Genomic DNA, 22,371 nt, shown 5'->3' with positions numbered 1-22,371 from the left:
GAAAAGCGTAGGTGCCTGTTCAGAGGCGACAGGCATATGACGGGTTGGCGAAGCGGCGTTCTTTACTGCACAGCCGAAATGGCTTATGACCCGAGCCTCTAGGCACCGAAGCCTAGACATTAAGAAAAGCGCAGGTGCCTGTTCAGAGGCGACAGGCATATGACGGGTTGGCGAAGCGGCGTTCTTTGCTGCACAGCCGAAATGGCTTATGACCCGAGCCTCTAGGCACCGAAGCCTAGACATTAAGAAAAGCAGAAGCACTTGGGTCTGCACGATAGCTGAAACACCGTCATGCTCAATTTGAGAAGACGGTGTTTTATTTTTGTATAAAGGCAAAATGAAACTTTGTATTTGGTCTTACCATCCGCTCCATAGTGAATCGTTCAAAGACGGGTGAATCAAACCGATCTTTCACAACGACACGACGCTTGCTTACGCGCAAGGCCTGTTCAATCCATCCTTCTGTTAACGAATCATGAACACCTACTTGACGAAGAGTTGTGAAATTAGATGATTCCTGAATGGGTTTATGAAACATTGGATCGATGTAAACGACTTCCCAGCTTGCATCGGGTTGGCTACGTAAAAAATCAACCGCATCCGCACGGATAACTTCAATACGCGCCATTACTTCTGCCAACAAGGCGGATTCTGTAGGAAATGAACGCAACCCACGATCCGTAATGAACGCCACATCTTTATCCGCCTCAACGCCAGTCACTCGTCCACTTTTACCTACGGCGTAAGAAGCAATGATACTATCGGATGCGAGACCTAGTGTACAATCGAGAAACGAATCTCCGGCTTGGAGAGACGCCGCCTCTATTAACGGATCCGTTTCACCATTCAACAAACGCTTTAAACGGAACGCTGCCGAATTCGGATGGAAGAAAAACGGTTCATCCATTCCACTTCGATACAAATCAAATCGATTTTTACCCGCAATCATGACAGCTGAATTATAGTCTTCTTGCATACGAGCAACCGAACGTTTCTTTCTTTCTATAATTGAATAACCAAGGGCTTGGCCCGCTTCCATCGCCAATTGAACGGATTTTTCATCGGGTCTCCCACCGGTTGAAATAATTGTTCTCACTTTTGACAGACTTGGTCGAGTACTTCCGACAAATGATCTTTAATTTGCTCCATTTCGGAGTTCTCAATCTGTTCACGTGGAATGAAATACGCAAGCGCACCATCTTTCCATACGGCGATGGACGGCGAACTTGGCGGCACTTCTGGGAAGTACTCCCTCATCTTTTCCGTCGCTTCCTTATCTTGTCCAGCGAATACGGTAAACAAGTAATCTGGTTTCTGTTGGGCATCCTGTAACGCCTCTCTAACAGCTGGACGTGCGAGACCCGCAGCACAACCGCAAACAGAGTTAATGACAATAAGTGCTGTTCCCTCTACCGTACCCATTGTTTCTTCAACTTCTTCAGCAGTCTTCAATTCTGTAAATCCGGTCTGTACAAGTTCTTCACGCATCGGGGTCACAATGCCTTTCATATACTCATCGTAAGCGTTCATGTTGTTGTCCTCCTTTATATTCGTTCGAAACTGTATGATTAATTATTTAAGCTTTACGAGTTTCATTCTACCTTGTTTTGCGAAATCTTTCATCTAAAGGGTGCTAACTATGAAATTAGAAAACAGCTGTCTCCGGCGAAGGAGGCAGCTGTTTATAAATTTAGAAGTGACGGTTATTCGTAAATCTCACTTTTTTGTTTCTGCAATTAATTCAATTTCAATTAAAGCATCCATTGGGAGTTTGGCGACTTGAATAGTACTCCTTGCTGGGAAAGGTGCTGTAAAATAGTCAGCATATATGCTGTTTACTAGTTGAAAGTCTGCTAGGTCTGTCATGAAGATAGTCGTTTTTACAACTGCATCCATTCCTAGTTCTTTTGCTTCTAAAATACTTTTTATATTATCAAGACTTTGCCTTGCTTGATTTTCAATACCTTCCGCTAAACGATTTGTTTCTACATTCAATGGAAGCTGTCCTGAAATAAATAGATGCCCATTCGAAATCATTCCTTGTGAATAGGGTCCTATCGGCTGTGGTGCTTTGGTTGATAATACTGCTTCTTTCATCGTCGATTGCTCCTTTTAATTGCAATATTTTTCTCGTAATTTTTTAACTATACGTACTGATTCTTTTACGCCGTTCTCTTGCTCTATAAGCATCTCCTCCAATAATTCATCGCTAGGATAATAGGATTTTAGAGGAGCAATCCGATCTTTATCGAAATAAGGAGATTCCACTTTAAAAGCACCCTTGCCTACCTCGTTCACTCCGCTTGTCCCTTCAGATCTTTTAAAAATGGAAACGTATGGGTGACACATCTCAATATTTATTCTGTTAAGCGATGATTTTTCTGTTAATATCTTGAAACATTCATCAATATCAATATTTCCTTCTCCAATCGGACAACCACTTACCCGATAATCGTCCCCATCATGTATGACAATGTGATCTTTAAAATGGGTAGATACAGCGTAAGGGGCCAGTTTTGTTACTGTATCAATTGGATCTTCCCAAGCCATCATTCCATTACCAATATCACATAACGCTCCTACCCATTCACTATCCACAGATTTAATGACTGAGATAATTTCATCCGCAGTCTCTTCTTCATGATTTTCGATTGCTAAATGGATGCGGTGTTTTTTTAACAAAGGGAGAACTTTACTTATTTCTTTGTGCGCGTTGCTTGTTTTTCTTTCATCATAGACGCCTTTATTAATATAGGTTCGAATCACATCGGCTCCAAGAAGGGATGCGGTTTCAATTACTTCCCCTAAACGCTCGGCGTCAATTCCACTTGTATCAATTTCACAAAATAAATTGTGTTTTTGCAATAAATCCCTTACTTTTTTTAAGTGTCTGGGGTCATTGCTTCCTAAAGTTCCCCATTTAGGATCCAGATTTAAATCTTCGATGATGTTTATTTGAACACCATCAAGCCCTAGTTCAACAGTTTTATTGATAAAATCAAAAATATCCATTCGTTGGTGTTGAAAAAAAAGATGGTAACTTTCGGTTTCTAAACCTAACTTCATTTGGTCATCACACTCTTTCATTTAAGCTAAGCTTTTTCTTTTCTTTTTAATTAATCTCGCAAGATAACTACTAATAACGAAACCAATTAATGCGAAAGCAATCATGATCATAAATACATATCTATAGCCCGTAATTCCAGGGTTCGCATCCAAAAGGGAACCATACATCGTAAAGGCAAAAATGGATGGTGCATACCCCACTAAACAAGCAATCGAAACTGCTGCACCGCTAATATCGTCCGGAATATCTATCTCACCTAATGGCGCAAAGAATACAGCACGTTGGGTAAATATGATTGCACCAAAACCTAGTGTTGCAACCATCCCAACGTAAATATTCATCGTTTCATGTGGTAGCAGGATGAAAACAACCATGGCCACTGCTGACAATAAAAAAGAAAATCGTAAATACTTTGTGGCGGATTTAAACTTTTTGTCTACCAAAAATCCACCAACGGGACCACCAACCATCTTCAAACCATATTGATTAACAATTCCATACGCTCCAACCAGTGCAACTGGCATCCCGTAGATTTCTTTCAGGAAAGGGATGAAATAGGTTAAACCCGCGTAAACTGAGTAAACAGAAAAAATAACGAAAGATGCAACCCAAAGTTCTGGTATTTTTAATGCTCGAAGTGCTCCATTAAATGCTTGTTTATTCTTATTGGCTGTTCTTTTATCTCCAGCAATTTCTGTAGTTTTGTCATCTTCAATAAAGAAATAACAGACAATGCCGACGACAATTGTAATGATTGCAAGAAATAATATAGCAGCCTTAAATCCAACAGCACCTGATCCTAAATAGATGAAGATTCCTAAAGCCGAGAATGCGACGATTGTATCGACAACTCCACGACCCGCCTCAAGAAATCCAAACATCCTTCCTTGCTCATTTGCATTCCCAAGTAATTTCACTGCTTTTATTAAAACAGGCCAGAATATAACCTCTGCAAACAATGCCATCCCACCCCAGGCAGCTAAAATTCCATAGTAACTAGGGAAAGTCGATAAATAAATTCCAATTAAGCCTGTCCCAATTAAACCGACAGGGATCAATATTCTTTTAGAAAATCGATCAGCAATGTAAATCGAGAAAACATACCCGATAGTTTGAACCATTGCATACGTTGATAATGCCAAGCCGATCTGTGTGTGCGTTAGGTGAAAATGTTCTTGCATCGGAATATAAAATGCATCTTTCAAAGAGGATAGTTTAAAAATTGTACCTCCACCCAAAATTAAAATACATAAGGTTATCCATTTTTTCACTTGAGTTTTCGTTTTTCCCATCATAAACCTCCCCAATCTAATTTTGTTAACGCTTCCATAAGGATAAAATATTATTACTGATAGTAATTTATTATCACTAATAATAGCATCCGAGATTTATGAAGTCAATACGTATTCTGAAGAATGCATCATTTTATTCACTTTTATTCCAACTTACTAGAAAGTTATGTATGTAATAGTTATACTAGAGAGGCATCTAAACAATTTTCAAAATAAGGAGGAATGACTAGCCATGTTAAATAATGTGATATTAGAACAATATAAACCTTTGGCGAAATACATATTTGAAATAGTGGGAGCTGATTGCGAAGTTATTCTACATGACACGAACCAACCTGACTCTTCAATTATTGCATTGGAAGGGAATCTAAGTAACCGAAGTCTTGGGGGACCTCTTACAGATTTAGCATTAGAAGTGCTACAAAGTAAACGATTCTTAACGGAAGCGCATATTACAAATTATAAATCGACACTTCCCGATGGACGAATATGTCGATCTTCGAGTTATTATATTAAAGATAATGAGGATAAATTAATTGGTATATTATGCATTAATGTATTGGTTTCTGATTTAATCGATATTCGAAATAAAATAGATGGATTAATTGGCTTGACTGGTTTATCAACGCAAATTTCATCTACGGAAGTCAGACCTGCTAAACAAGAAGAACGTCTTGGACAAAACATTGATGAATTAATGAGTTCCCTAATAAGTGAAGTTTTAAGTAATTATGATGGCAACACGTCAGAGTTATCCCCACGTGAAAAAGAATACATCATTGCTGAATTGGAGAAAAAAGGCGTGTTTTTACTCAAAGGAGGCGTGATGGAGGTTGCAAAAAGTATTGAGATGTCAGAACCTAGTGTGTATCGTTATCTAGCAAAAATCAAGCAATAATTAGAGACAGCAACCCCCCTTATGTAGCAAAATACATAAGGGGATTTTAACTATGAGAGGATGCTATTTGCACTTCTATTTAGTTCACCATTATGCAATGTTGTTGTAGCTTGTAAATTTTCCATCACCTAATTTCCATACTATCATTTTTGCTTGGTGTATAGTTTAACTTCATTTTTTCCAATTCAATTTTCATCTTTTCCGTTTCAATAATATAGTTTTGTTGTTTAAACTTTTCAAGTTCAATTTCATCACGTAGCATTTCCGCTTTAGTTTTCATGATTTTTTCTTTATGCTTCGTAATCGTTTCAACAATTATTCCGCTCATGACAAGAGCTACGATCCCAAATATGTATAACAAATTAATCACCCCTTTTTTGATTTCCTTAATTTATCTCAATTATACAGTATTAACGTCATCTATCATATATTCATTACTTACGATGGGTAACATATCCTTTTTCAGGCCTACTTTCATAAAACCTTCGCAGAAAAGGGGTCTTACAAATAAACTGTTCACTTGAAGAAGCCATTAATGCTTTTGCGGTCCCTTTTGAAACAACTAACAATTTGGCAACAATCATCGATGCAATCGGAAATGCAAAAATCGTTTTGTCAGAAAAAAACAGCCGCGACTCACCTGAGCGGGCGGCTGTTTTCAAAAAACTTATTTTCTTTCCTCTAATAGCCCACAGTCAAGTGCTACATACAAGATCCCGATTGCATCCGAATCCGTCAACGTCCCATTCACTAACTTTTCGCGCCATGTTGGTGATAACGTTCCTTCTTCCTTACCTTCAAGTCGTTTAAAGACAGCGGATGTCGAATTAACAATCGATTGCGAAGATGGTTTATACAAATTACTCACTCCTTTCTTTGGAGGTGGAGAATTACCTTCCGGGGTAGCTTTCAACTGCAACTTAAAGTATACAGCCAACCCTTCCGCGATTGCCTCGCCCTGCGCTTTCAAGTAATTTTTATCCCGTAATTTAGTTATATCAACTTCGGAATCCATAAAGCCCCCTTCACTTAAGAAGGCCGGCATAGCAGACTCCCGTAGAACGTGAAAGTTCGCTCGCTTCATCCCACGATCACTTATCCCCATAGCCAGGACAACCCGGGGATGAACGGCGCCGGCAATTTCGATTGATTTAGGATTCGCTGTTGGGTTGTCCATCGTGTAGGTTTCGATACCGCTGTGTTTACCCCATTCCCCCGCTAAGGCATTATGATGGATGGATGCGTAAACATCGGCTTTCCATTTGTTAGCGAGGTCCGTCCGCGTTCTAAGTGGAACATCGCTCTTGCCAGTTGGGTCATCCACACGAAGGATTTCCACATCTTTGTATGTCTTTAGCTTAGCAATTGTATAGTTTGCTACTTTATTGTTAAACGACCACTCTCGCTCGTCATCTGGAGAACGCTTGCCAGGTGTGTTAAATCCATGTCCTGCGTCGATTACGATTTTAACCATTAGTGATACCTCCTCTCCGTGTACTAGTTAAAAAGTATTACTGTTTTTAAAATCGGGGCGACAAACTAAAAATACTTTTCTTTATATCCTATTCACTCTGCGTTTTTAAATGGCGGCACTTGTCCATTTTTGGCTAAAAAAGATGATGCCTTGATAGCGTAAATTTTCTAATTATACAGTGAACGATTTATCATTTTTTCATGCTACAGTTAAAAAACCTTTTTGATTTTAACCTTATCAAAGGGTAATCCTAGCCGTTTCCTGTAAAAGTTAAAATTATGTTCAACATGGCATAGTAACTTTTTATTTTTATCGAATAATTTCGAGCTTTCTTCGTAATGCTCTACCCTTACTTCTTTTTTTAATAACCAAATAATTGAATCTAAATCGGGATCCACTAATTCGTAGTTTCTTTTTATAATGTCTTCAATTTCAAACAGAGTTTCTTTTGTAATCCCATCATACCCATCCCCAGGCACAACAACTGCTACGAGTATTTTTAAAATGGGTGTGTAAACGCTTTTTAAAATCTCTGTTTTATATTTAACAGATTCATTTCGAATTTCTTTCATTAATTGAAAATGATAATTAAAAAAGCTTGTAATCACGATTGCTATTGAAGAACTAACTAATGCGATGATAACCTCTTTCAATTTTCTTCCCCCTAACCCCCTCACTTCACGGGTATTCCATTATATTCAGGAGTTACACAACAGTGATTGGACGTTCATCGTAGGATAGAAAACAGCCGCCTACTCATTTGAGTAGACGGCTTCCGTTAGTTTTCTTCAATTCCTTTTCTCGTTAATCCAAAATACGCAAGGACAGCTATTAAACTCGCGGAGAAGATGATAACCCCCATCGGAATCGCCGTCCATTCACCCGCTATCCCTACAAGAGGTGCTGTAATCGATCCGAGAATGAAGGGTAATAAACCGAGTAATGCAGAAGCACTTCCTGCAATATGACCTTGTGATTCCATAGCCAGCGAAAAGGATGATGTCGAAATGACACCAATTGATGCAACAAAAAAGAATATCGGTATAACGATTGTGATAAGTGGTCCATTCAATAATACGGCAATCAGCAGCAACGTACCTGAAGAGATTGATATGAATAAACCCGTCTCTAAAAATCGTTTTTCAGATACAAGACCCGTTAGACGCCCTACTATTTGTGTTCCGATAATGAGTCCCAATCCGTTCATACCGAATAACAAGCTGAACATCTGCGGAGAAACACCATAAATATTTTGATAGACAAAGGGTGTTCCGGCAACGTAAGCGAAGATACCTGCCATGATGAAACCTTGTGCAAACGCGTACCCCATAAACTGCCGATTTTTGAGTAAGGACAAAAAGTTTTTCAATGTATGGGAAAGATTACTCGGAACACGCTTTTGTACAGGCAGCGTTTCGTCCATTTTCCATAATACAATGCTAAATAATAATAAGCCGATTGCACTTAACACGATAAATACACCTGTCCAGTCAGTGAAAGCGAGAATCCCACCTCCAAGTACCGGAGCAAGAATGGGTGCCAAATTATTGACGAGCATGAGTAATGCAAAAAACTTTGTCAATTCCCGTCCACTATAGACGTCTCGGACTACCGCCCTAGAAATAACAATGCCGGCGGATGCCGCGAATCCTTGCAGGAAACGTGCTGCAATAAAGAATCCGATATTCGGTGCAAAAGCACATGCGATGGATGCCAGGAAATAAACGGCAAGTCCAATTATCAATGGCTTCTTCCGACCACGTACGTCACTCATCGGTCCTAAAATGAGTTGTCCCAACCCGATTCCTAAGAGGCAGGCAGTTAAGCTGACCTGTACGAAGGAAGCTGTTGTATCAAAAGCACCTACTATTGTAGGAAATGAAGGCAAATACATATCAATCGATAATGGCCCCATTGCCGCAAGCGTTCCAAGGAGTAATGCTAGTTTTAATCGTTTTGATCCTGTTAATGGTTCCATGTTCGATAACAACCTTTCTCCAACTGAACTTCAAATGCGTGAGCAAGCGATGAAGTGTCTACTATCGTAGATCACAAGCTCTTTACTATATCAGTAAAATACACAGTATGAAAGAAAGGCGATTCGAAACGTTGTGCATCGTTTCGAATCGCCCCTATTGTCTAGACCTACCTCTTGTAGTAATTTCCTTAACCAAAATTACTGGATTTAACAGAGTCACTATTTAAGGAATTCTTTATAGGCGATTACCTTTAGCGCTAAGATTTCTTCCTCTGTGAGCTTTCCTTCAATATCTTTTAACAACTCCTGAATTTCATCATTCGACATTCCCTTTTGTGCTTTAGCCTGAATATCTTGGATTTCGCTTAAACCAATTTTCCCAATTAATGCCCTTGTTGCCTGCTCCTTTGTCGTAAAAGGAAGATTCTTTTGATCAATCGTTGAACCCTCTTCGATAAAACGCTTCAATTCAGGATCATTTTTCACCATTTGCTTAATTTCTTTTAATTGTCCGCTGTTTTCTAATTCAACAGTTACAGCATCCATTATTTTTTCAGATGCAATATTTGTACCGAAATAAAAAACGCCATATCCAGCACCACAGAGAATTAGTACTGTAACGAAGAGAAATTTCAATAATTTCATTTGTTCTCCTCCAACTTTTTGATTAATCAAATACGCCTCGGCGTATTTGCGCCGGGATTTTGAATTGAGCTTGCTCAATTGACTCCTTTCAAAATCCATAGCATCCGCCGGAGGCTTTAACTTTATTCAACAGGGGTTTGACCCCTCACCGAATTGTCTACACTTTGCATTCACCTCACCACTTATTAAAGCGGTAGACTTCTGCTAAATGAAGTAAAAAAACGTTAGCGGAATATGAGTAATACACATCCGCTAACGTTATTCTCATTTCTCCTGTGAAGTCAACCGTGCTTCTGTCATCTGTTTCCAAACAGAACCTTTGGCACCTTCGCCTTCTTCAATCCGCGCAATTGCCATACGAATTTGGAGTTTCACTTCAAATTCAGGGTCATTTTCTACCTCTTTCAAAGCAGGAAGCGCTTTTTCAGTTCCAGTTTCATATAAGAACATTGCCGCCCGCCAGCGGACAAGTTTGTTTTTATCTTTCAACGCTTCAATTGCAGCTTGTTCGAAACCTTCAAACCCAAGATCACTCATGCAATCACCCGCCGTACGACGGACTGCCCAGCTTTTGTCTTTGAGCGCTTTCTCGATAAAAGGAATGACTGCTTCATCCTCAATCATGCCAAGATAGATGGTTGCAAGACGTCGGATTGACATCTTTTCATCATCAAGTGCACAATCCAGAAGCGTAGCGTCCGACATATCCGGATCAGGCATTTGGTCAAGCAATTGGAATCTCGTCTCCCAAGCATCGACAGCAAATTCTTCTAGCGAAATTTTTCTGCCGCGCTGGATTATTGCCGTTTGCCCTTCATTCGCTTGACGAATAATCTCTTGCAAGCGCCCCTCTGGATATGCCGCCTCAATTTCTTGGATAACTGTTTGGCAGATATCCGTTTTCTCACCGTAACGGATTCCATAGTCTGCCCATTTGCGCAGCAGAATATAGTTTTCTACTTCCGTGCTGTGTACCGCTTCCATCGCTTTGACGAACCGTTCGCTTAGCCCAACACGTTCTTCAGAATTGCTATCGAACACTTTCACATGTAACGGGATGTCTTTATAGGTTTGAACATGAACGTAGACTTCACCATAATTATCGTCGATTTCCTCTTCTATTCCCGTTTGTTTGCCCTGTTCATCGTTAAAAACAGCTTGGACATCAGCGAGAATCGATTCCCACGCGACGTTTCCTACCCGTTCAACAGCCATGAAATTCATCACATGATAGATTCCTTTAATGCCGTTGATGGCCAGCAATGCGGAGATGGGATGCGAAGCGGTTTCTGCGTCGACCTTTTTATAATTATGACTCGTACCTGATGGCAACTCTGTATCGAGTACGACTTTCATGGAATTCGGACTTGGTGTCGGTTCAATCGTTACAATTTTCAATGGGTTTGCTCCCCTCATTATGATTCGTTTATTTCCTGTAAATAGGTCCACCGCTCAATAAGCGTCTCGTACTTCCCGTTCAATTCGTCGAGCGCCGCAGTCAGGTCCCTTAGTTTGTCATAATCGGAGCCAGCGGCCGCCATTTCCGCTTCGGCCGCTTCAATCGTAGTTTCCATAGTAGCAATATCTGACTCGATTGTTTCATATTCTTTCTTCTCAGCAAAGGTCATTTTCTTTTTTTGTTGCTGTTGAACTGGCTTCACAGTCTCGCTAACCGGTTGCAGCTTGACGACCTCTTTAGGGACATACGTTTCAAGGAAATCGGTGTAAATACCAAACCATGTATCGACGTTTCCGGTTCCGTCCATCACCCATAATTTAGTCGATGTTCGGTCCAGGAAGAAGCGGTCATGGGAAATTGTAATAACGACGCCTGGGAATGAGTCGATGAATGATTCAAGGACGGAAAGCGTTTCTAAGTCAAGATCGTTCGTCGGTTCATCCAATAGCAAAACATTCGGTTGTTCCATCAGCAATTTCAGTAAGTAGAGCCTTTTCCGCTCTCCACCGGATAATTTACCGATTGGTGTACCATGTGCTTTTGTTGGGAATAAAAACCGTTCCAACATTTGTGAAGCCGAAATATGCACACCGTCTGCATCTTCAATATCATTCGATGTATCACGGACATATTCGATAATCCGTTTCTTTTCGTCCATTAGTGGCGTATGTTGTTGGAAATGAGCAATTTTTACTGTCGTTCCTTTGTCGATGACGCCGCTATCTGGTTTAATCTGTTCAGAAAACATATTCAAAAGCGTCGTTTTTCCAGCACCATTAGGCCCGACAACAGCGATACGGTCACCCGATTGAAGCAGGCATGAAAATTCATCAATGACCTTTCTTCCACCATATGATTTCGAAATGCCTATCGCTTCAATAACTTTTTTACCAAGCCGCGTTGATTTGAGCGCAACATCCATTTCCTCACCCGAATTATCCTTTTTTACTTTCTCAGCCAGTTCATCGAAACGACCAATTCGTGCTTTTTGTTTCGTCGATCTCGCTTTCGCACCACGTCTGATCCACTTTAATTCAGAACGGTAACGGTTGCGTAGCTTATCGTCTGACGCTGCATTCATTTCCTCACGAAGTACTTTCGATTCAATATAATTTCCGTAATTACCTGTATGTGAATATAAGGTTTTATCCGCAAGTTCATAAATATTGGTAGATAGTTCATCCAAGAAGTAGCGATCATGAGTTACGAAGATAACGGCCCCTTGCTCATTCTTCAAGTAGTCTGACAACCACATAATCGAATCTACATCGAGATGGTTTGTCGGTTCATCGAGCAGCAAGAGATCTGCAGGTTCAATTAACACTTTTGCAAGCGTTACGCGTTTTTTCTGTCCACCCGAAAGCTCGCTCATCTTTTTATCGAACGTTTCAATGCCTAGTTTCGATAAAATCGTCCGCGCTTTCGAATTTATATCCCATGCGGATTGGTCATCCATCTCATTTTGAAACTTCGAGTAGAGGTCCTGATTCACTGTCGATTCCGGGTCTGCCATAAGTGCTTGAAGTGCATGCTCATACTCTAAATTGACCTTGATGATGGGTGCGTCGCTCATGAACACCGTTTCCATCACCGTAAGTTCTAGGTCAACTTCCGGTTCTTGCGGTAAATATACAATCCGGTATCGATTCGGATGATCTTTCGAAATCGAGTCAGCTTCTTCAATTCCTGCAATGATTGACAATAACGTCGACTTACCTGTTCCGTTTATGCCGATAAGACCCACTTTTTCCCCACTTACAACCGTAAAATCTATATTGTTGAACAACGTTTTCTCTCCAACTGTCTTTGTGAGATTTTCAACGATCAATTGACTCATAACAACACATCCATTTCTTATGACTAGCTCCTACCATCATAGCTGATTTCCCTCGGTAAATAAATGCCTAAGCACTCTAACTTGCATCTTATGTAGTGAAAAATGCAGGTTGCGTAGGAAGTATTGTTCTCATTACTGGCACGTGATACGATTCTAACTATAGAATATTTGCTGAAGGGCGTGATGATGATCCGGTTAAAAATTGATGATTCCAAGGACTATACCGACATTGAAATCCTTATTAAATGTCCTGAAATCGATCGTCGACTTACAAGTCTAATTGAACACATCAAACAGAACTACATCACCCTAGTCGGTGTGAATGAAGAGCGATCCCATTCGCTAATTGCATATAATTTGTACTATGTCGAATCCATCGATAACAAGACATTTTTCTATGATGAAAAAGTAGTGTATGAAAGCACTTTGAAATTGTATGAGCTTGAAGAATTGTTACAGGAAACCCCTTTTATTCGCATAAGCAAGAACTTGATTGTCAATACGGCGTATGTTGAACATGTGCGCGCCTTATTCAATGGGAAGTTTGAGGCCACGCTTTCGAATGGTGAGAAAGTGATTGTCAATCGGCACTATGCAAAGGCATTCAAAAACAAATTTCTGAATTGAGGTGACAGTTGTTGAATAATTTATTTCTCCATATCGTGTTTGGCTGTATCTCCTTTACGGTTAGTACTATTTTTTATCTACTATTCAGCTCATTCTCGACTTTCCCACCTCTTAAAGAACAAATGGCATTCAATATATTGATCATATCTTTTTCTATTACCTGTTTGATGTATTTGAAGAATTTATTACCTTTTAATCACCCGGTTGTTTCTAAACTTTTTGAGATATTCAATGTTGTTATTGTACTGCTTGTTGCAGGAACGGTCTTCAAGATTTTCCCCTTCAATTGGGCTAATAGCCTTGCAGTTATCCTTATAGGCTTGATGACATACGCCGTGGTAATGATTGTCGGGTATGGTGCAAATCTGTTTGACGCAAAAAAAATCAATTTGGCTATTCAAAGTAAAAAAAGGAGATTGTCTGATGAGAAAAATCATTGAAGTGAAACGATTGTCCAAATCATTCAAAAAAGTAAAAGCGGTAAACGATATTAGTTTTTACGTGGAAGAAGGTTCACTCTTTTCATTCTTAGGAACAAACGGGGCAGGTAAATCAACGACTATTTCCATCATTCTTACCCTATTAAAACAAAATGAAGGTGAAATAATTGTGAATGGCCTTACAGTTGGAAAACAAGATCATGCCATTCGACAGCAAATCGGCGTTGTCTTTCAAGAAAGTGTGTTGGACTCCTTGCTAACTGTGAAAGAAAACTTGCATATTCGGGGATCTTTTTATGGTTTATCAAAAAAAGAACGTAAGGCAGCCATCCAAAGAGTTTTAGAAATTACGGACTGCACTTCCTTTTTGAATCGTCCTTATGGCAAGTTGTCAGGTGGTCAAAAGCGTCGAGCAGATATTGCACGTGCATTAATTCATCAGCCGACTATTTTAATTTTAGACGAACCTACGACAGGTCTTGACCCGCAGAGCCGCAAAAATATATGGGCAATGATTTTGCAACTCCAGCGAGATACGCATATGACCATTTTTTTAACGACACATTATATTGAGGAAGCGGCAAACTCAGATTATGTTGTCGTCATGAAAGAGGGCTCCATTATTGCTAAGGGAACGCCGGAACAGCTAAAAAATGCTTATTCTTCCCATCAATTGATAATGACGACGAGCAATGAAGACGAACTAAGGAGTCAGCTATTACTGGATGGTGTCGAGTTCAAAGAAGAGAAATCACTTTTTCATATCCAACTCGCACAGACGATTGATGCGATTTCGATTCTTTCGAAATACACATCCTTCATCACATCCTTTGAAGTACGAAAATCAAGTTTGGACGATGTGTTCATCGCTATTAATGGAAAGGATGTGAAACACCATGTTGGCAATTGCTAAACGAAATATTTTACTCTATTTCCGGGATAAAACAACAGTGTTCTACTCACTTCTTGCTGTCATTATTCTCATTGCTTTATATGTCCTGTTCTTAGGTGATACGACGTCGAAAGGTCTTCCTGATTTCCCAGCAAAAAAACAGTTACTCACGTCTTGGTTCATCGCCGGAATATTAGCGGTTACTTCAGTGACGACGACCTTGGGAGCCTTTGGTATTCTTGTCGATGATAGGACGAATAAAATTGATATGGATTTCGATTCCTCTCCCCTTCAAAGATTTAAGTTGGTCGGTGGCTATATAACGAGTGCACTATTTGTCGGAGTCGTCATGTGCTTATTCACATTCATAGTCGTGGATTTATATCTGCTATTTTCAGGTGAAAATGTGCTACCCTTTGCGGCAACGATGCAGTTGATTGGTATAGTTATCCTTTCTGTACTAGCAAGCGGATCGATGGTTTTATTGCCGGTTTCCTTTTTTCACACATCAAGTTCTTTTGCAGCGGCAAGTATGGTGATTGGTACATTTATCGGTTTTTTAGCGGGAATTTATATACCTATCGGAGGCTTACCTGATTATCTCCAATCGGTCGTAAAATGGTTTCCCGTTTCCCATACAGCCGCATTGTTTCGGCAGATTTTAATGGAAAGTCCGCTCATTGATTCTTTTGCAAATGCACCCTCAGGAACGAAAAAAGATTTTCTGCTCAATATGGGCATTTTTTATGAAATAAACGGATCACCTACATCCAAGCTATTCAGTGTTTTCTATTTAATAGGGACTGCGATTCTATTTTTCATCCTCTCTCTTTTAGTCATGATGAAAAAAAGGAAATGAAAAGGAACAGGGGACATTTCCTCTATTCCTTTTCATTGGGGAAGATAAAAAAAATGTGATAAAGGTATCCGCAGCTTCAAATCCGATTTATATGTACTTTTATTGCTATTTGATTAAACAGTTACACGAACAACATAACGAGAAAATGTAATAGGTAAGCCTTTATTTGTAGCGTTTTGTTCGAAAATCCGTGTTATTTCTAATAAATTTTCTTCTTTCAACGATTCATAAATAGTTGGATTCTGACCAAAACAACGTAATTTTAATACATCGGTAGGGGAATGTAAATATTCAATACTATTTATAACTTCAAGCTCCGAATTAGAGAACTTACTAATTTCAAGTCTATTCTTTATTAAGTCTAAAATAGGGGTTCCTTCAGAGCTTCCGAAAAGATTAGGAAATAAAAAGGGTAATTCTATTCCTGAGTCATCGCCAGGATGAAGTCCAAGGACTTTGACGGATCAACTAAATTCATATTTTCACCCCCTTTACGCATGAACCTCCGACACCAAAGAAATAACCCATCACACGTTCTTATTTTCATTGTAACAGACTACACTTCACTCTTGACCACTGCTTTCCCCCCTGAATACAGCCCACTCGCAGATAGACCCATCATTAATCCTACGAGGGTACCTGCTTTTATGTCATGTGGATAGACATAAATGATGCCGCCAACAACACCAAAAACCAATGCCACGATAGGGAGTAATCGCTTTGGCATGCCATATAGCTTCAATAATTGAACCATCCCGATGATCAACGGGATCAATACAACATCATAGATTTCCAACATTTCTCCTCCTAACCAAGTTATTCAGCAACCGTTGAACAACTCAATAATGAAAATGAATAAGCCAATTTCTTCGCAAAATCCATCGGTGACTCAACAAATTGAATAGAGATGTAGAATAGTGCAGGATTCATATATAACCAATGATTATGTAGAGCACCTACAATCAGCCCTTGTTGTGTTACAGACTGCATAAATAAAGGAATCTCTTATTGAAGTTCTGCAACTTCCGCTAAATTCAATGCAACCCCTAGTTTATCTAATGATTCAAACAACACATCAGCGGATATAACTGAAGTGCTTGGTTCGCCTTGAAACGTCACATTCATATCCCTATGACACGATACTGTACAAACTCCTTCATGAACCGTACTTTTCCCTCGAAGAATTGCCTCAAACCGATTACACGGCGTAGTAAAATTATCTATTCCTGATTTCCCTTCAAAAATTCATTTTCAAACTACCTCATTCTATGAATACAGGCATTTATAAATGTATACTAAAGCCTGCTATTTCAATTAATACAATCATTATACTAAAAAAATTTCGTTATACTATTCAAGGAATTAAAAAAATACAGAAACATCGTAATAACAACGTTTTTCTAAATAATATTGTTTCCATAAATTATTTTTGACAATTGAAAACACCTGAATGTATTATAGTAGAATATGAAGGAGGCATCTAGATGTCACAGTTAACTAAACAACAGATTGCAGAAAGTGTTCCTCAGAAAGGATTTTTTGGACATCCTAAAGGTTTGTTCACACTATTTTTCACAGAGTTCTGGGAACGATTCTCATATTATGGGATGAGAGCACTACTCGTTTACTATATGTACTACGAAGTATCTCAGGGCGGACTCGGACTTGATAAAACACTTTCCCTTTCAATCGTATCAATTTACGGTTCACTCGTCTATATGTCCGGTATCATTGGTGGATGGCTTGCAGACCGTGTATTCGGTACATCTAGGGCCGTGTTCTATGGCGGGGTATTTATCATGCTCGGACATATCGCACTTGCAATTCCAGGGAACATAGCACTGTTCTTCGTATCTATGATATTAATTGTTATCGGGACTGGCTTATTAAAACCGAACGTCTCTACTATCGTCGGCGATATTTACGTGGATGGTGACAATCGCCAAGATTCAGGATTCAGTATTTTCTATATGGGCATCAATATGGGTGGCTTCATTTCCCCTCTTATCGTCGGAACAATCGGTTTGAAGTATAACTTCCATTTAGGGTTTGGCCTAGCTGCTGTTGGTATGTTCTTCGGATTGATCGTGTTCATGTTTACGAAAAAGAAAAATCTTGGTATGGCTGGTGTTCAAGTTGCTAATCCGCTGTCATCCGCCGAGAAGAAAAAAGTGTTCACTATTTTCGGTCTTGCGGCAATTCTAATTTCCATAGTAGTAGCGATTGCTATTCCAAGAGGATGGCTGACGTTTAATTCATTCATTCTTCTGGTCGGAATTCTGGCTTTTTTAATTCCTACAGTCTATTTTCTAGTCATGTATTTCAGTCCGAAGACGACGAAAATGGAACAATCGCATATCATCGCGTATATTCCTCTGTTCATAGCTGCTGTCATGTTCTGGACAATTGCTGAGCAAGGTTCAACAATTCTTGCAATGTACGCAGACACAAGGACGAACCTGAATTTCATGGGAATCAAAATTTCCCCTACATGGTTCCAATCGTTTAATCCGATGTTTATCATTTTGCTTGCACCCGTGTTTGCATGGCTTTGGATGAAACTGGGGGATCGTCAACCAACTACTCCACAAAAATTCTCGTTAGGTTTATTGTTTGCAGGGCTCTCATTCATCGTCATTTTATTGCCTGCTTATTTCGGCGGTACAGATTCCCTTGTAAACCCACTATGGCTCGTTCTAAGCATCTTCACTGTTGTCTTAGGTGAATTATGTCTATCACCTGTTGGATTATCAGCAACGACGAAATTAGCACCTGTGGCATTCTCTTCACAAACAATGAGTCTTTGGTTCTTATCGAATGCCGCTGCACAAGCTCTCAACGCACAACTTGTTCAGTTTTATTCCGAAAAAAATGAAATGCTTTATTTCGGTATTATCGGTGGAACTGCTATTTTTCTCAGTCTTCTATTGTTCCTCATTTCACCGGTCATCCAACGATACATGGGTGATATACGGTAAGGAAAGACATAAAAACAAGCCAGTCCCATTGTATGGGGCTGGCTTGTTTTATGTTAGTAATCAATATCGACAAGACATTATTAGTAGCTGTATTTTCGTTTCAATAATTCGAACTCAATATCCATATTGTACTACAACCCAAGATAAATGTCACAATATAAGAACATATGTACTAAAAATGTTTTTTCCGAATAAACTCCCCGCCTAAAAAATAAGATGATAGAAACCCCGTTTGGTGTCAATGTGAAAAGGAGTGTACTCCCATTGTTTTGGCTACTGTTAATCCTATTACTTGTCCTGTTACTTCCATTCACAATGAAAAGTGTTGAGCAGAATTTAGAAATTTTTTTATTCCTAATGGGAATTTGGGCTGTTCTAATCAGTCAAGTAGTAGACATACCTCTTATCATTAAATCAGTAAAAGATCCGATACATATTAGTTTAGCGGTACTTTTCGCCGGAATCCTTTTCAAATGGATGCAGGTTCCAATCGAAAAAGGAATCCTCAGAACGAGTAAAGCGGTACCTCACCGTCTGTTCCTAGGATCCATCGTCATCACCCTTGGCCTTCTTTCAAGCATCATTACAGCAATCATTGCCGCAATCATTCTTGTGTCCATCGTAGGCGTGCTACGGCTGGATCGAAAATCGGAAGTAAGATTTGTGGTTTTAGCCTGTTTTTCGATTGGACTGGGTGCTGCACTTACACCCATTGGCGAACCACTTTCCACCATTGCCACCAGCAAACTGAATGAAGATTTTTTCTTTTTAATGAAGTTGATAGGCCCCGCCGTCATTCCAGCAGTCTTTATTTTTGGGATACTTGCTGCGATGCTCATTCATCCAAAGAAGAAAATGAATACGTTGCCACCAAAACGAAAGATTGAATCCTACACTGAAATCATTATCCGAAGTATTAAAGTTTATCTATTTGTCATGGCTTTGACGTTACTTGGGGCAGGGTTTGAACCATTGATAACGGCGTATCTCCTCGATACGAGTCCTTTGATGCTGTATTGGATTAATATGATTTCCGCGGTATTGGATAACGCCACATTGGCATCCGCTGAAATCAGTCCCTCAATGACTCCACAAACTATCAAGGCAATTTTACTCGGTTTGCTCATCAGCGGTGGAATGCTCATTCCGGGGAACATTCCGAATATCATCGCCGCCGGCAAACTCAATATTACAAGTATCGAATGGGCACGTTTCGGTGTGCCCATCGGTTTTATTACAATGGCCATGTATTTTATCGTACTAGTCATATACGGCTGAGTGCCACCGCCCAAATTAAAAATTCGTATCTGTATAAGTTGAATTTAAGTTTTACACTTTTGTTGATTCTACATATGTTTGTTTGACGCGTTTGTTTCAACTATTCAAGTATAAATGGGCCGATGATCTTTTGTTCAACTTATATGAATTGACTGGTTACTCGGCATATTCATAGCTGTCATGATTGCGCAGAAATCATGTGTTAAATTTATCATTTGGTGAATTAATCTCAACTGAACAACGAAAACTAAAAAATTCCCATTCCGAAATTGTATTAAGAGGAGAAATCTCATGGACAAGGACACAAAAACCACAAATAAGTGAACTCTTAAATGTGTTAAACGAGAAATCATTTACAAAAATTTCAGTTCATATGAATCTTAGTTACTAGAATATATCTTTTAGGTTATTTCTCTATTATACTTTCTTCAACGAGTTGATACGTTCAACAATCTTTATAATTTCTGCTGTTTCCACTAATGGCACTGGAGTTATCCTACTTTTAAAGAAAGCCATTACGTGTTCAATTAATCCTGCATAATATGGTTTTCTCTCTTGCCACAGTTTTAACGTGTGGACATTTTCAGATGAATGAAGAACCGCACCGAAGCGATCATGCCATACATTCTCCCCCCTAACAATCACCTCGGCTTTGTTGTTAAAAATCATATTGATGTATTCGTAGTCTTCGTTAGATTTCAACTTAATCTGTTTGATATCTGTTCCAAAAATGGTAACAATCATTTCGATTAAATGAATTCCATACCATAAATAGCCTGGCATTTTCTCCTGCATTGGTACAGGTCCATAGAAATATCCACTTCGTAATTGTTCTTTGTCTGTTATGTTCATGACTGATTCGGAAAAACGCAGTGATGATGAGCTCATTATAGGCGTACCATATTGTATCGATAGTCTCATCAATTCTTCCATTTCAACGCTACTCATGACAATTGGTTTATCGATGAAAATAGGTTTCCCATAACGAACTACTTTCTTAAACCATTCCAAATGATTTCTACCGTCTACCGTTCCGATAATTACTGCGTCAACAAGTTTCATTAATTCTTCTACGTCTTCTATTGGCTGGACGCCGTATTTCGTTTTGACAATCTCAAAATAAGTAGGGAAACGTTCGCTACTTATCGCCATGTCTTTTGAAAATGTCGGGATTACGTGTGTGATTTTTCCGCCTTTCACATGAAAGGGATCTTCATTGTCGTTTATTAGACGTGTGAAAATTTCACTATGAGATGTATCCAAGCCAATTAATCCAATATTCATGATAAATCCTCCCCTTTATCAAGAAAAGAAAAAACTTGTCGCGGTCTTCCCCGTCTTGATACTTTTTCTGTGCCTACTATTTCAATTATTTCAGCATCTAGCCAAGATTGGACGATGCGATGAGCACTTCTAGTTGTAATGCCCAAAACAGATGCCATTTCAAACGCTGTAAATTCATTCGTTTTTTTTCTTCTGATTAACGCCATTGTCTTTTCTAAATGGGCTGCATTCATTCCAATCGATTCAGCTTTATCAATCAATAACTGATTTGTGACGGTTAAAGAATATTTTAATGGCGTAACAAAATCGATTGGTCCAAATACGTTTCGATCTTCCCTCACAATAAAGCAACAGGAACCTCCATTCTCCTGAGCTTGGACGAGCGCTACCCTTGCATGAGAACCCGCTTCCAATGCTGTAAAACCAAAGCCCATTCCCATAGACAAATCTACGTTTAACTTCCTTTTCACTTCTCCCAATAAAGGTAGCGACTTATATCCTTCCGTAACCCGTTCAAATGTTCCTCGGTTCGTAATAAATAAATACTCGTTCACGCTTAATGCAGTTACATAACCACTCATTTGTTCTGCAAAGTGGAGAAGCATTCGGTAAATATCATGATTCCGCTTTTGTACTTGTTGTTCAGTGGCAAATTCATTAATAAACGAGGAAGAATTTTCTATAAAAATTCTCCCGAAAACGATTTGCATTTCCTTTTGTTTACGTTGACTTGTCCCAAGTAACATTCTTTCAATCGCTACAATCATGTCTTCTTCAGACGGCTTTAACCATTCATTCACAATATTTATACCCGTTAAATGTTCACTCACTACTTTTAAGCTTGTCGTAACAACCCCATTTGGCCTACTCTTCATATTTTCTCTGTGGTAATTAATAAGAAGTTCAATATTTTCGAGAGAGACAGTTCCAGTAAAAATATTATATTCAAAATTTTCTCCCAAGTTTTTCTTAGCAATCTCAATATACTCAGATTGTATTCCATCGAAACTTATATATGTAAAATCCCGTTTGTTTTTTAAACGGTAAAGTGCACTATATAAGCCAGATCCTTTAAGGGGAATGTAAAATGCCGGAATATGAACGGGTATTTCTTCCTTTGCAATAAGATAAGGAATTCGCCCCGAATAAAATAAGCAATCCACTTCATCTCTTAATTCGACTGTGAAGTTTTTCGCTTCTGTTAATAGATCTGAGAGACGAAATATCGGTTTAATAGAAGGAAATAAATCAAAACACCGTTTTAACGTTTCACGAATCCAAAGCGGTCCAATTACCCCTACTTTAATATGCGTTTCCATCGACTCATCTCCCTCTATTGTTAAAAGACACACCAAATAGGGTG

General features: G+C 39.2%; 23 protein-coding genes and 1 pseudogene. 7 read left to right on the top strand and 17 right to left on the bottom strand.

Features of this window, described 5'->3' with window-relative positions; translation table 11 throughout:
- Positions 1-316: 316 nt before the first annotated feature.
- The 5 genes from H4683_RS08870 to H4683_RS08850 form a co-directional block, all read right to left on the bottom strand.
- On the bottom strand, positions 317-1,096 hold the full coding sequence (locus H4683_RS08870) for a class I SAM-dependent methyltransferase (RefSeq protein ID WP_338062433.1): 780 nt from the start codon (positions 1,094-1,096) through the stop codon (positions 317-319).
- Positions 1,093-1,530 carry a BrxA/BrxB family bacilliredoxin gene (locus H4683_RS08865; protein WP_192598489.1) on the bottom strand — a complete coding sequence of 146 codons (438 nt, stop codon included), beginning with the start codon at positions 1,528-1,530 and terminating at the stop codon, positions 1,093-1,095. Before H4683_RS08865 ends, H4683_RS08870 begins: the two co-directional genes overlap by 4 nt.
- 186 nt (positions 1,531-1,716) lie before the next feature.
- Positions 1,717-2,097 (bottom strand): RidA family protein, encoded by a 381-nt coding sequence (locus tag H4683_RS08860; RefSeq protein ID WP_192598488.1) that lies wholly within the window; start codon positions 2,095-2,097, stop codon positions 1,717-1,719.
- A gap of 15 nt (positions 2,098-2,112) precedes the next feature.
- Positions 2,113-3,012 carry a sugar phosphate isomerase/epimerase family protein gene (locus H4683_RS08855; protein ID WP_225941997.1) on the bottom strand — a complete coding sequence of 300 codons (900 nt, stop codon included), beginning with the start codon at positions 3,010-3,012 and terminating at the stop codon, positions 2,113-2,115.
- Between the two features lie 75 nt (positions 3,013-3,087).
- The gene (locus tag H4683_RS08850) at positions 3,088-4,359 is read right to left on the bottom strand and encodes an MFS transporter (RefSeq protein ID WP_192598486.1); all 1,272 of its coding nucleotides are present in this window, start codon (positions 4,357-4,359) and stop codon (positions 3,088-3,090) included.
- Positions 4,360-4,591: 232 nt separating this feature from the next.
- On the opposite strand from H4683_RS08850, the gene H4683_RS08845 reads away from it, so the two are divergent.
- The gene (locus H4683_RS08845; protein WP_192598485.1) at positions 4,592-5,257 is read left to right on the top strand and encodes a helix-turn-helix transcriptional regulator; all 666 of its coding nucleotides are present in this window, start codon (positions 4,592-4,594) and stop codon (positions 5,255-5,257) included.
- Positions 5,258-5,381: 124 nt separating this feature from the next.
- Here the strand turns inward: H4683_RS08845 and H4683_RS08840 are convergent, their stop codons facing one another.
- The 8 genes from H4683_RS08840 to H4683_RS08805 form a co-directional block, all read right to left on the bottom strand.
- Positions 5,382-5,618 carry a hypothetical protein gene (locus tag H4683_RS08840; RefSeq protein WP_225941996.1) on the bottom strand — a complete coding sequence of 79 codons (237 nt, stop codon included), beginning with the start codon at positions 5,616-5,618 and terminating at the stop codon, positions 5,382-5,384.
- Between the two features lie 73 nt (positions 5,619-5,691).
- Positions 5,692-5,919 (bottom strand): hypothetical protein, encoded by a 228-nt coding sequence (locus H4683_RS08835; RefSeq protein WP_192598484.1) that lies wholly within the window; start codon positions 5,917-5,919, stop codon positions 5,692-5,694.
- 5 nt (positions 5,920-5,924) lie between these two features.
- Positions 5,925-6,731, bottom strand: coding sequence for an N-acetylmuramoyl-L-alanine amidase family protein (locus H4683_RS08830; protein ID WP_192598483.1), 807 nt, complete (start codon positions 6,729-6,731; stop codon positions 5,925-5,927).
- 209 nt (positions 6,732-6,940) lie between these two features.
- The gene (locus tag H4683_RS08825; RefSeq protein ID WP_192598482.1) at positions 6,941-7,384 is read right to left on the bottom strand and encodes a hypothetical protein; all 444 of its coding nucleotides are present in this window, start codon (positions 7,382-7,384) and stop codon (positions 6,941-6,943) included.
- A gap of 125 nt (positions 7,385-7,509) precedes the next feature.
- Complete coding sequence (locus tag H4683_RS08820) at positions 7,510-8,709, bottom strand: Bcr/CflA family multidrug efflux MFS transporter (RefSeq protein ID WP_192598481.1); 1,200 nt, start codon at positions 8,707-8,709, stop codon at positions 7,510-7,512.
- Between the two features lie 219 nt (positions 8,710-8,928).
- A complete protein-coding gene (locus H4683_RS08815) occupies positions 8,929-9,354 on the bottom strand; it encodes a hypothetical protein (protein WP_192598480.1) in 426 nt (141 codons plus the stop codon).
- 264 nt (positions 9,355-9,618) lie between these two features.
- The gene (locus H4683_RS08810; RefSeq protein ID WP_192598479.1) at positions 9,619-10,752 is read right to left on the bottom strand and encodes a conserved virulence factor C family protein; all 1,134 of its coding nucleotides are present in this window, start codon (positions 10,750-10,752) and stop codon (positions 9,619-9,621) included.
- Positions 10,753-10,769: 17 nt separating this feature from the next.
- Entirely contained in the window at positions 10,770-12,650 is a 1,881-nt protein-coding gene (locus H4683_RS08805) for an ABC-F family ATP-binding cassette domain-containing protein (protein WP_192598478.1), read from the bottom strand.
- A 186-nt stretch (positions 12,651-12,836) separates the two neighbouring features.
- On the opposite strand from H4683_RS08805, the gene H4683_RS08800 reads away from it, so the two are divergent.
- The 4 genes from H4683_RS08800 to H4683_RS08785 are packed head-to-tail and all read left to right on the top strand — an operon-like array spanning position 12,837 to position 15,468.
- The gene (locus tag H4683_RS08800; RefSeq protein ID WP_192598477.1) at positions 12,837-13,277 is read left to right on the top strand and encodes a LytTR family DNA-binding domain-containing protein; all 441 of its coding nucleotides are present in this window, start codon (positions 12,837-12,839) and stop codon (positions 13,275-13,277) included.
- Positions 13,278-13,288: 11 nt separating this feature from the next.
- The gene (locus tag H4683_RS08795; RefSeq protein ID WP_192598476.1) at positions 13,289-13,717 is read left to right on the top strand and encodes a hypothetical protein; all 429 of its coding nucleotides are present in this window, start codon (positions 13,289-13,291) and stop codon (positions 13,715-13,717) included.
- On the top strand, positions 13,701-14,630 hold the full coding sequence (locus H4683_RS08790; protein WP_192598475.1) for an ABC transporter ATP-binding protein: 930 nt from the start codon (positions 13,701-13,703) through the stop codon (positions 14,628-14,630). The genes H4683_RS08795 and H4683_RS08790 overlap by 17 nt, the downstream gene beginning before the upstream one ends.
- Positions 14,614-15,468, top strand: coding sequence for an ABC transporter permease (locus H4683_RS08785; RefSeq protein ID WP_192598474.1), 855 nt, complete (start codon positions 14,614-14,616; stop codon positions 15,466-15,468). Before H4683_RS08790 ends, H4683_RS08785 begins: the two co-directional genes overlap by 17 nt.
- A 556-nt stretch (positions 15,469-16,024) precedes the next feature.
- Here H4683_RS08785 and H4683_RS08780 read toward each other — a convergent pair.
- Together H4683_RS08780 and H4683_RS08775 are read right to left on the bottom strand one after the other, a co-directional pair.
- Positions 16,025-16,267, bottom strand: coding sequence for a hypothetical protein (locus H4683_RS08780; protein ID WP_225941995.1), 243 nt, complete (start codon positions 16,265-16,267; stop codon positions 16,025-16,027).
- A gap of 17 nt (positions 16,268-16,284) precedes the next feature.
- Positions 16,285-16,692, bottom strand: a pseudogene (locus H4683_RS08775) (DUF1259 domain-containing protein).
- A 260-nt stretch (positions 16,693-16,952) separates the two neighbouring features.
- Between H4683_RS08775 and H4683_RS08770 the strand changes: the two are divergent.
- Both H4683_RS08770 and H4683_RS08765 read left to right on the top strand, forming a co-directional pair.
- Complete coding sequence (locus tag H4683_RS08770; RefSeq protein ID WP_192598472.1) at positions 16,953-18,446, top strand: peptide MFS transporter; 1,494 nt, start codon at positions 16,953-16,955, stop codon at positions 18,444-18,446.
- A gap of 315 nt (positions 18,447-18,761) precedes the next feature.
- Positions 18,762-19,724, top strand: coding sequence for a DUF1646 family protein (locus tag H4683_RS08765; RefSeq protein ID WP_420826552.1), 963 nt, complete (start codon positions 18,762-18,764; stop codon positions 19,722-19,724).
- Between the two features lie 417 nt (positions 19,725-20,141).
- Here H4683_RS08765 and H4683_RS08760 read toward each other — a convergent pair whose 3' ends face one another.
- Together H4683_RS08760 and H4683_RS08755 are read right to left on the bottom strand one after the other, a co-directional pair.
- Entirely contained in the window at positions 20,142-21,008 is an 867-nt protein-coding gene (locus H4683_RS08760) for a Gfo/Idh/MocA family oxidoreductase (protein ID WP_192598470.1), read from the bottom strand.
- Complete coding sequence (locus H4683_RS08755) at positions 21,005-22,327, bottom strand: GGDEF domain-containing protein (RefSeq protein WP_192598469.1); 1,323 nt, start codon at positions 22,325-22,327, stop codon at positions 21,005-21,007. The genes H4683_RS08760 and H4683_RS08755 overlap by 4 nt, the downstream gene beginning before the upstream one ends.
- Positions 22,328-22,371: the final 44 nt, after the last annotated feature.

Origin of the sequence: Sporosarcina limicola (assembly GCF_014873855.1) — a bacterium.
Classification (GTDB): domain Bacteria; phylum Bacillota; class Bacilli; order Bacillales_A; family Planococcaceae; genus Sporosarcina; species Sporosarcina limicola.
This window is presented reverse-complemented; position numbering and strand designations above follow the sequence as displayed.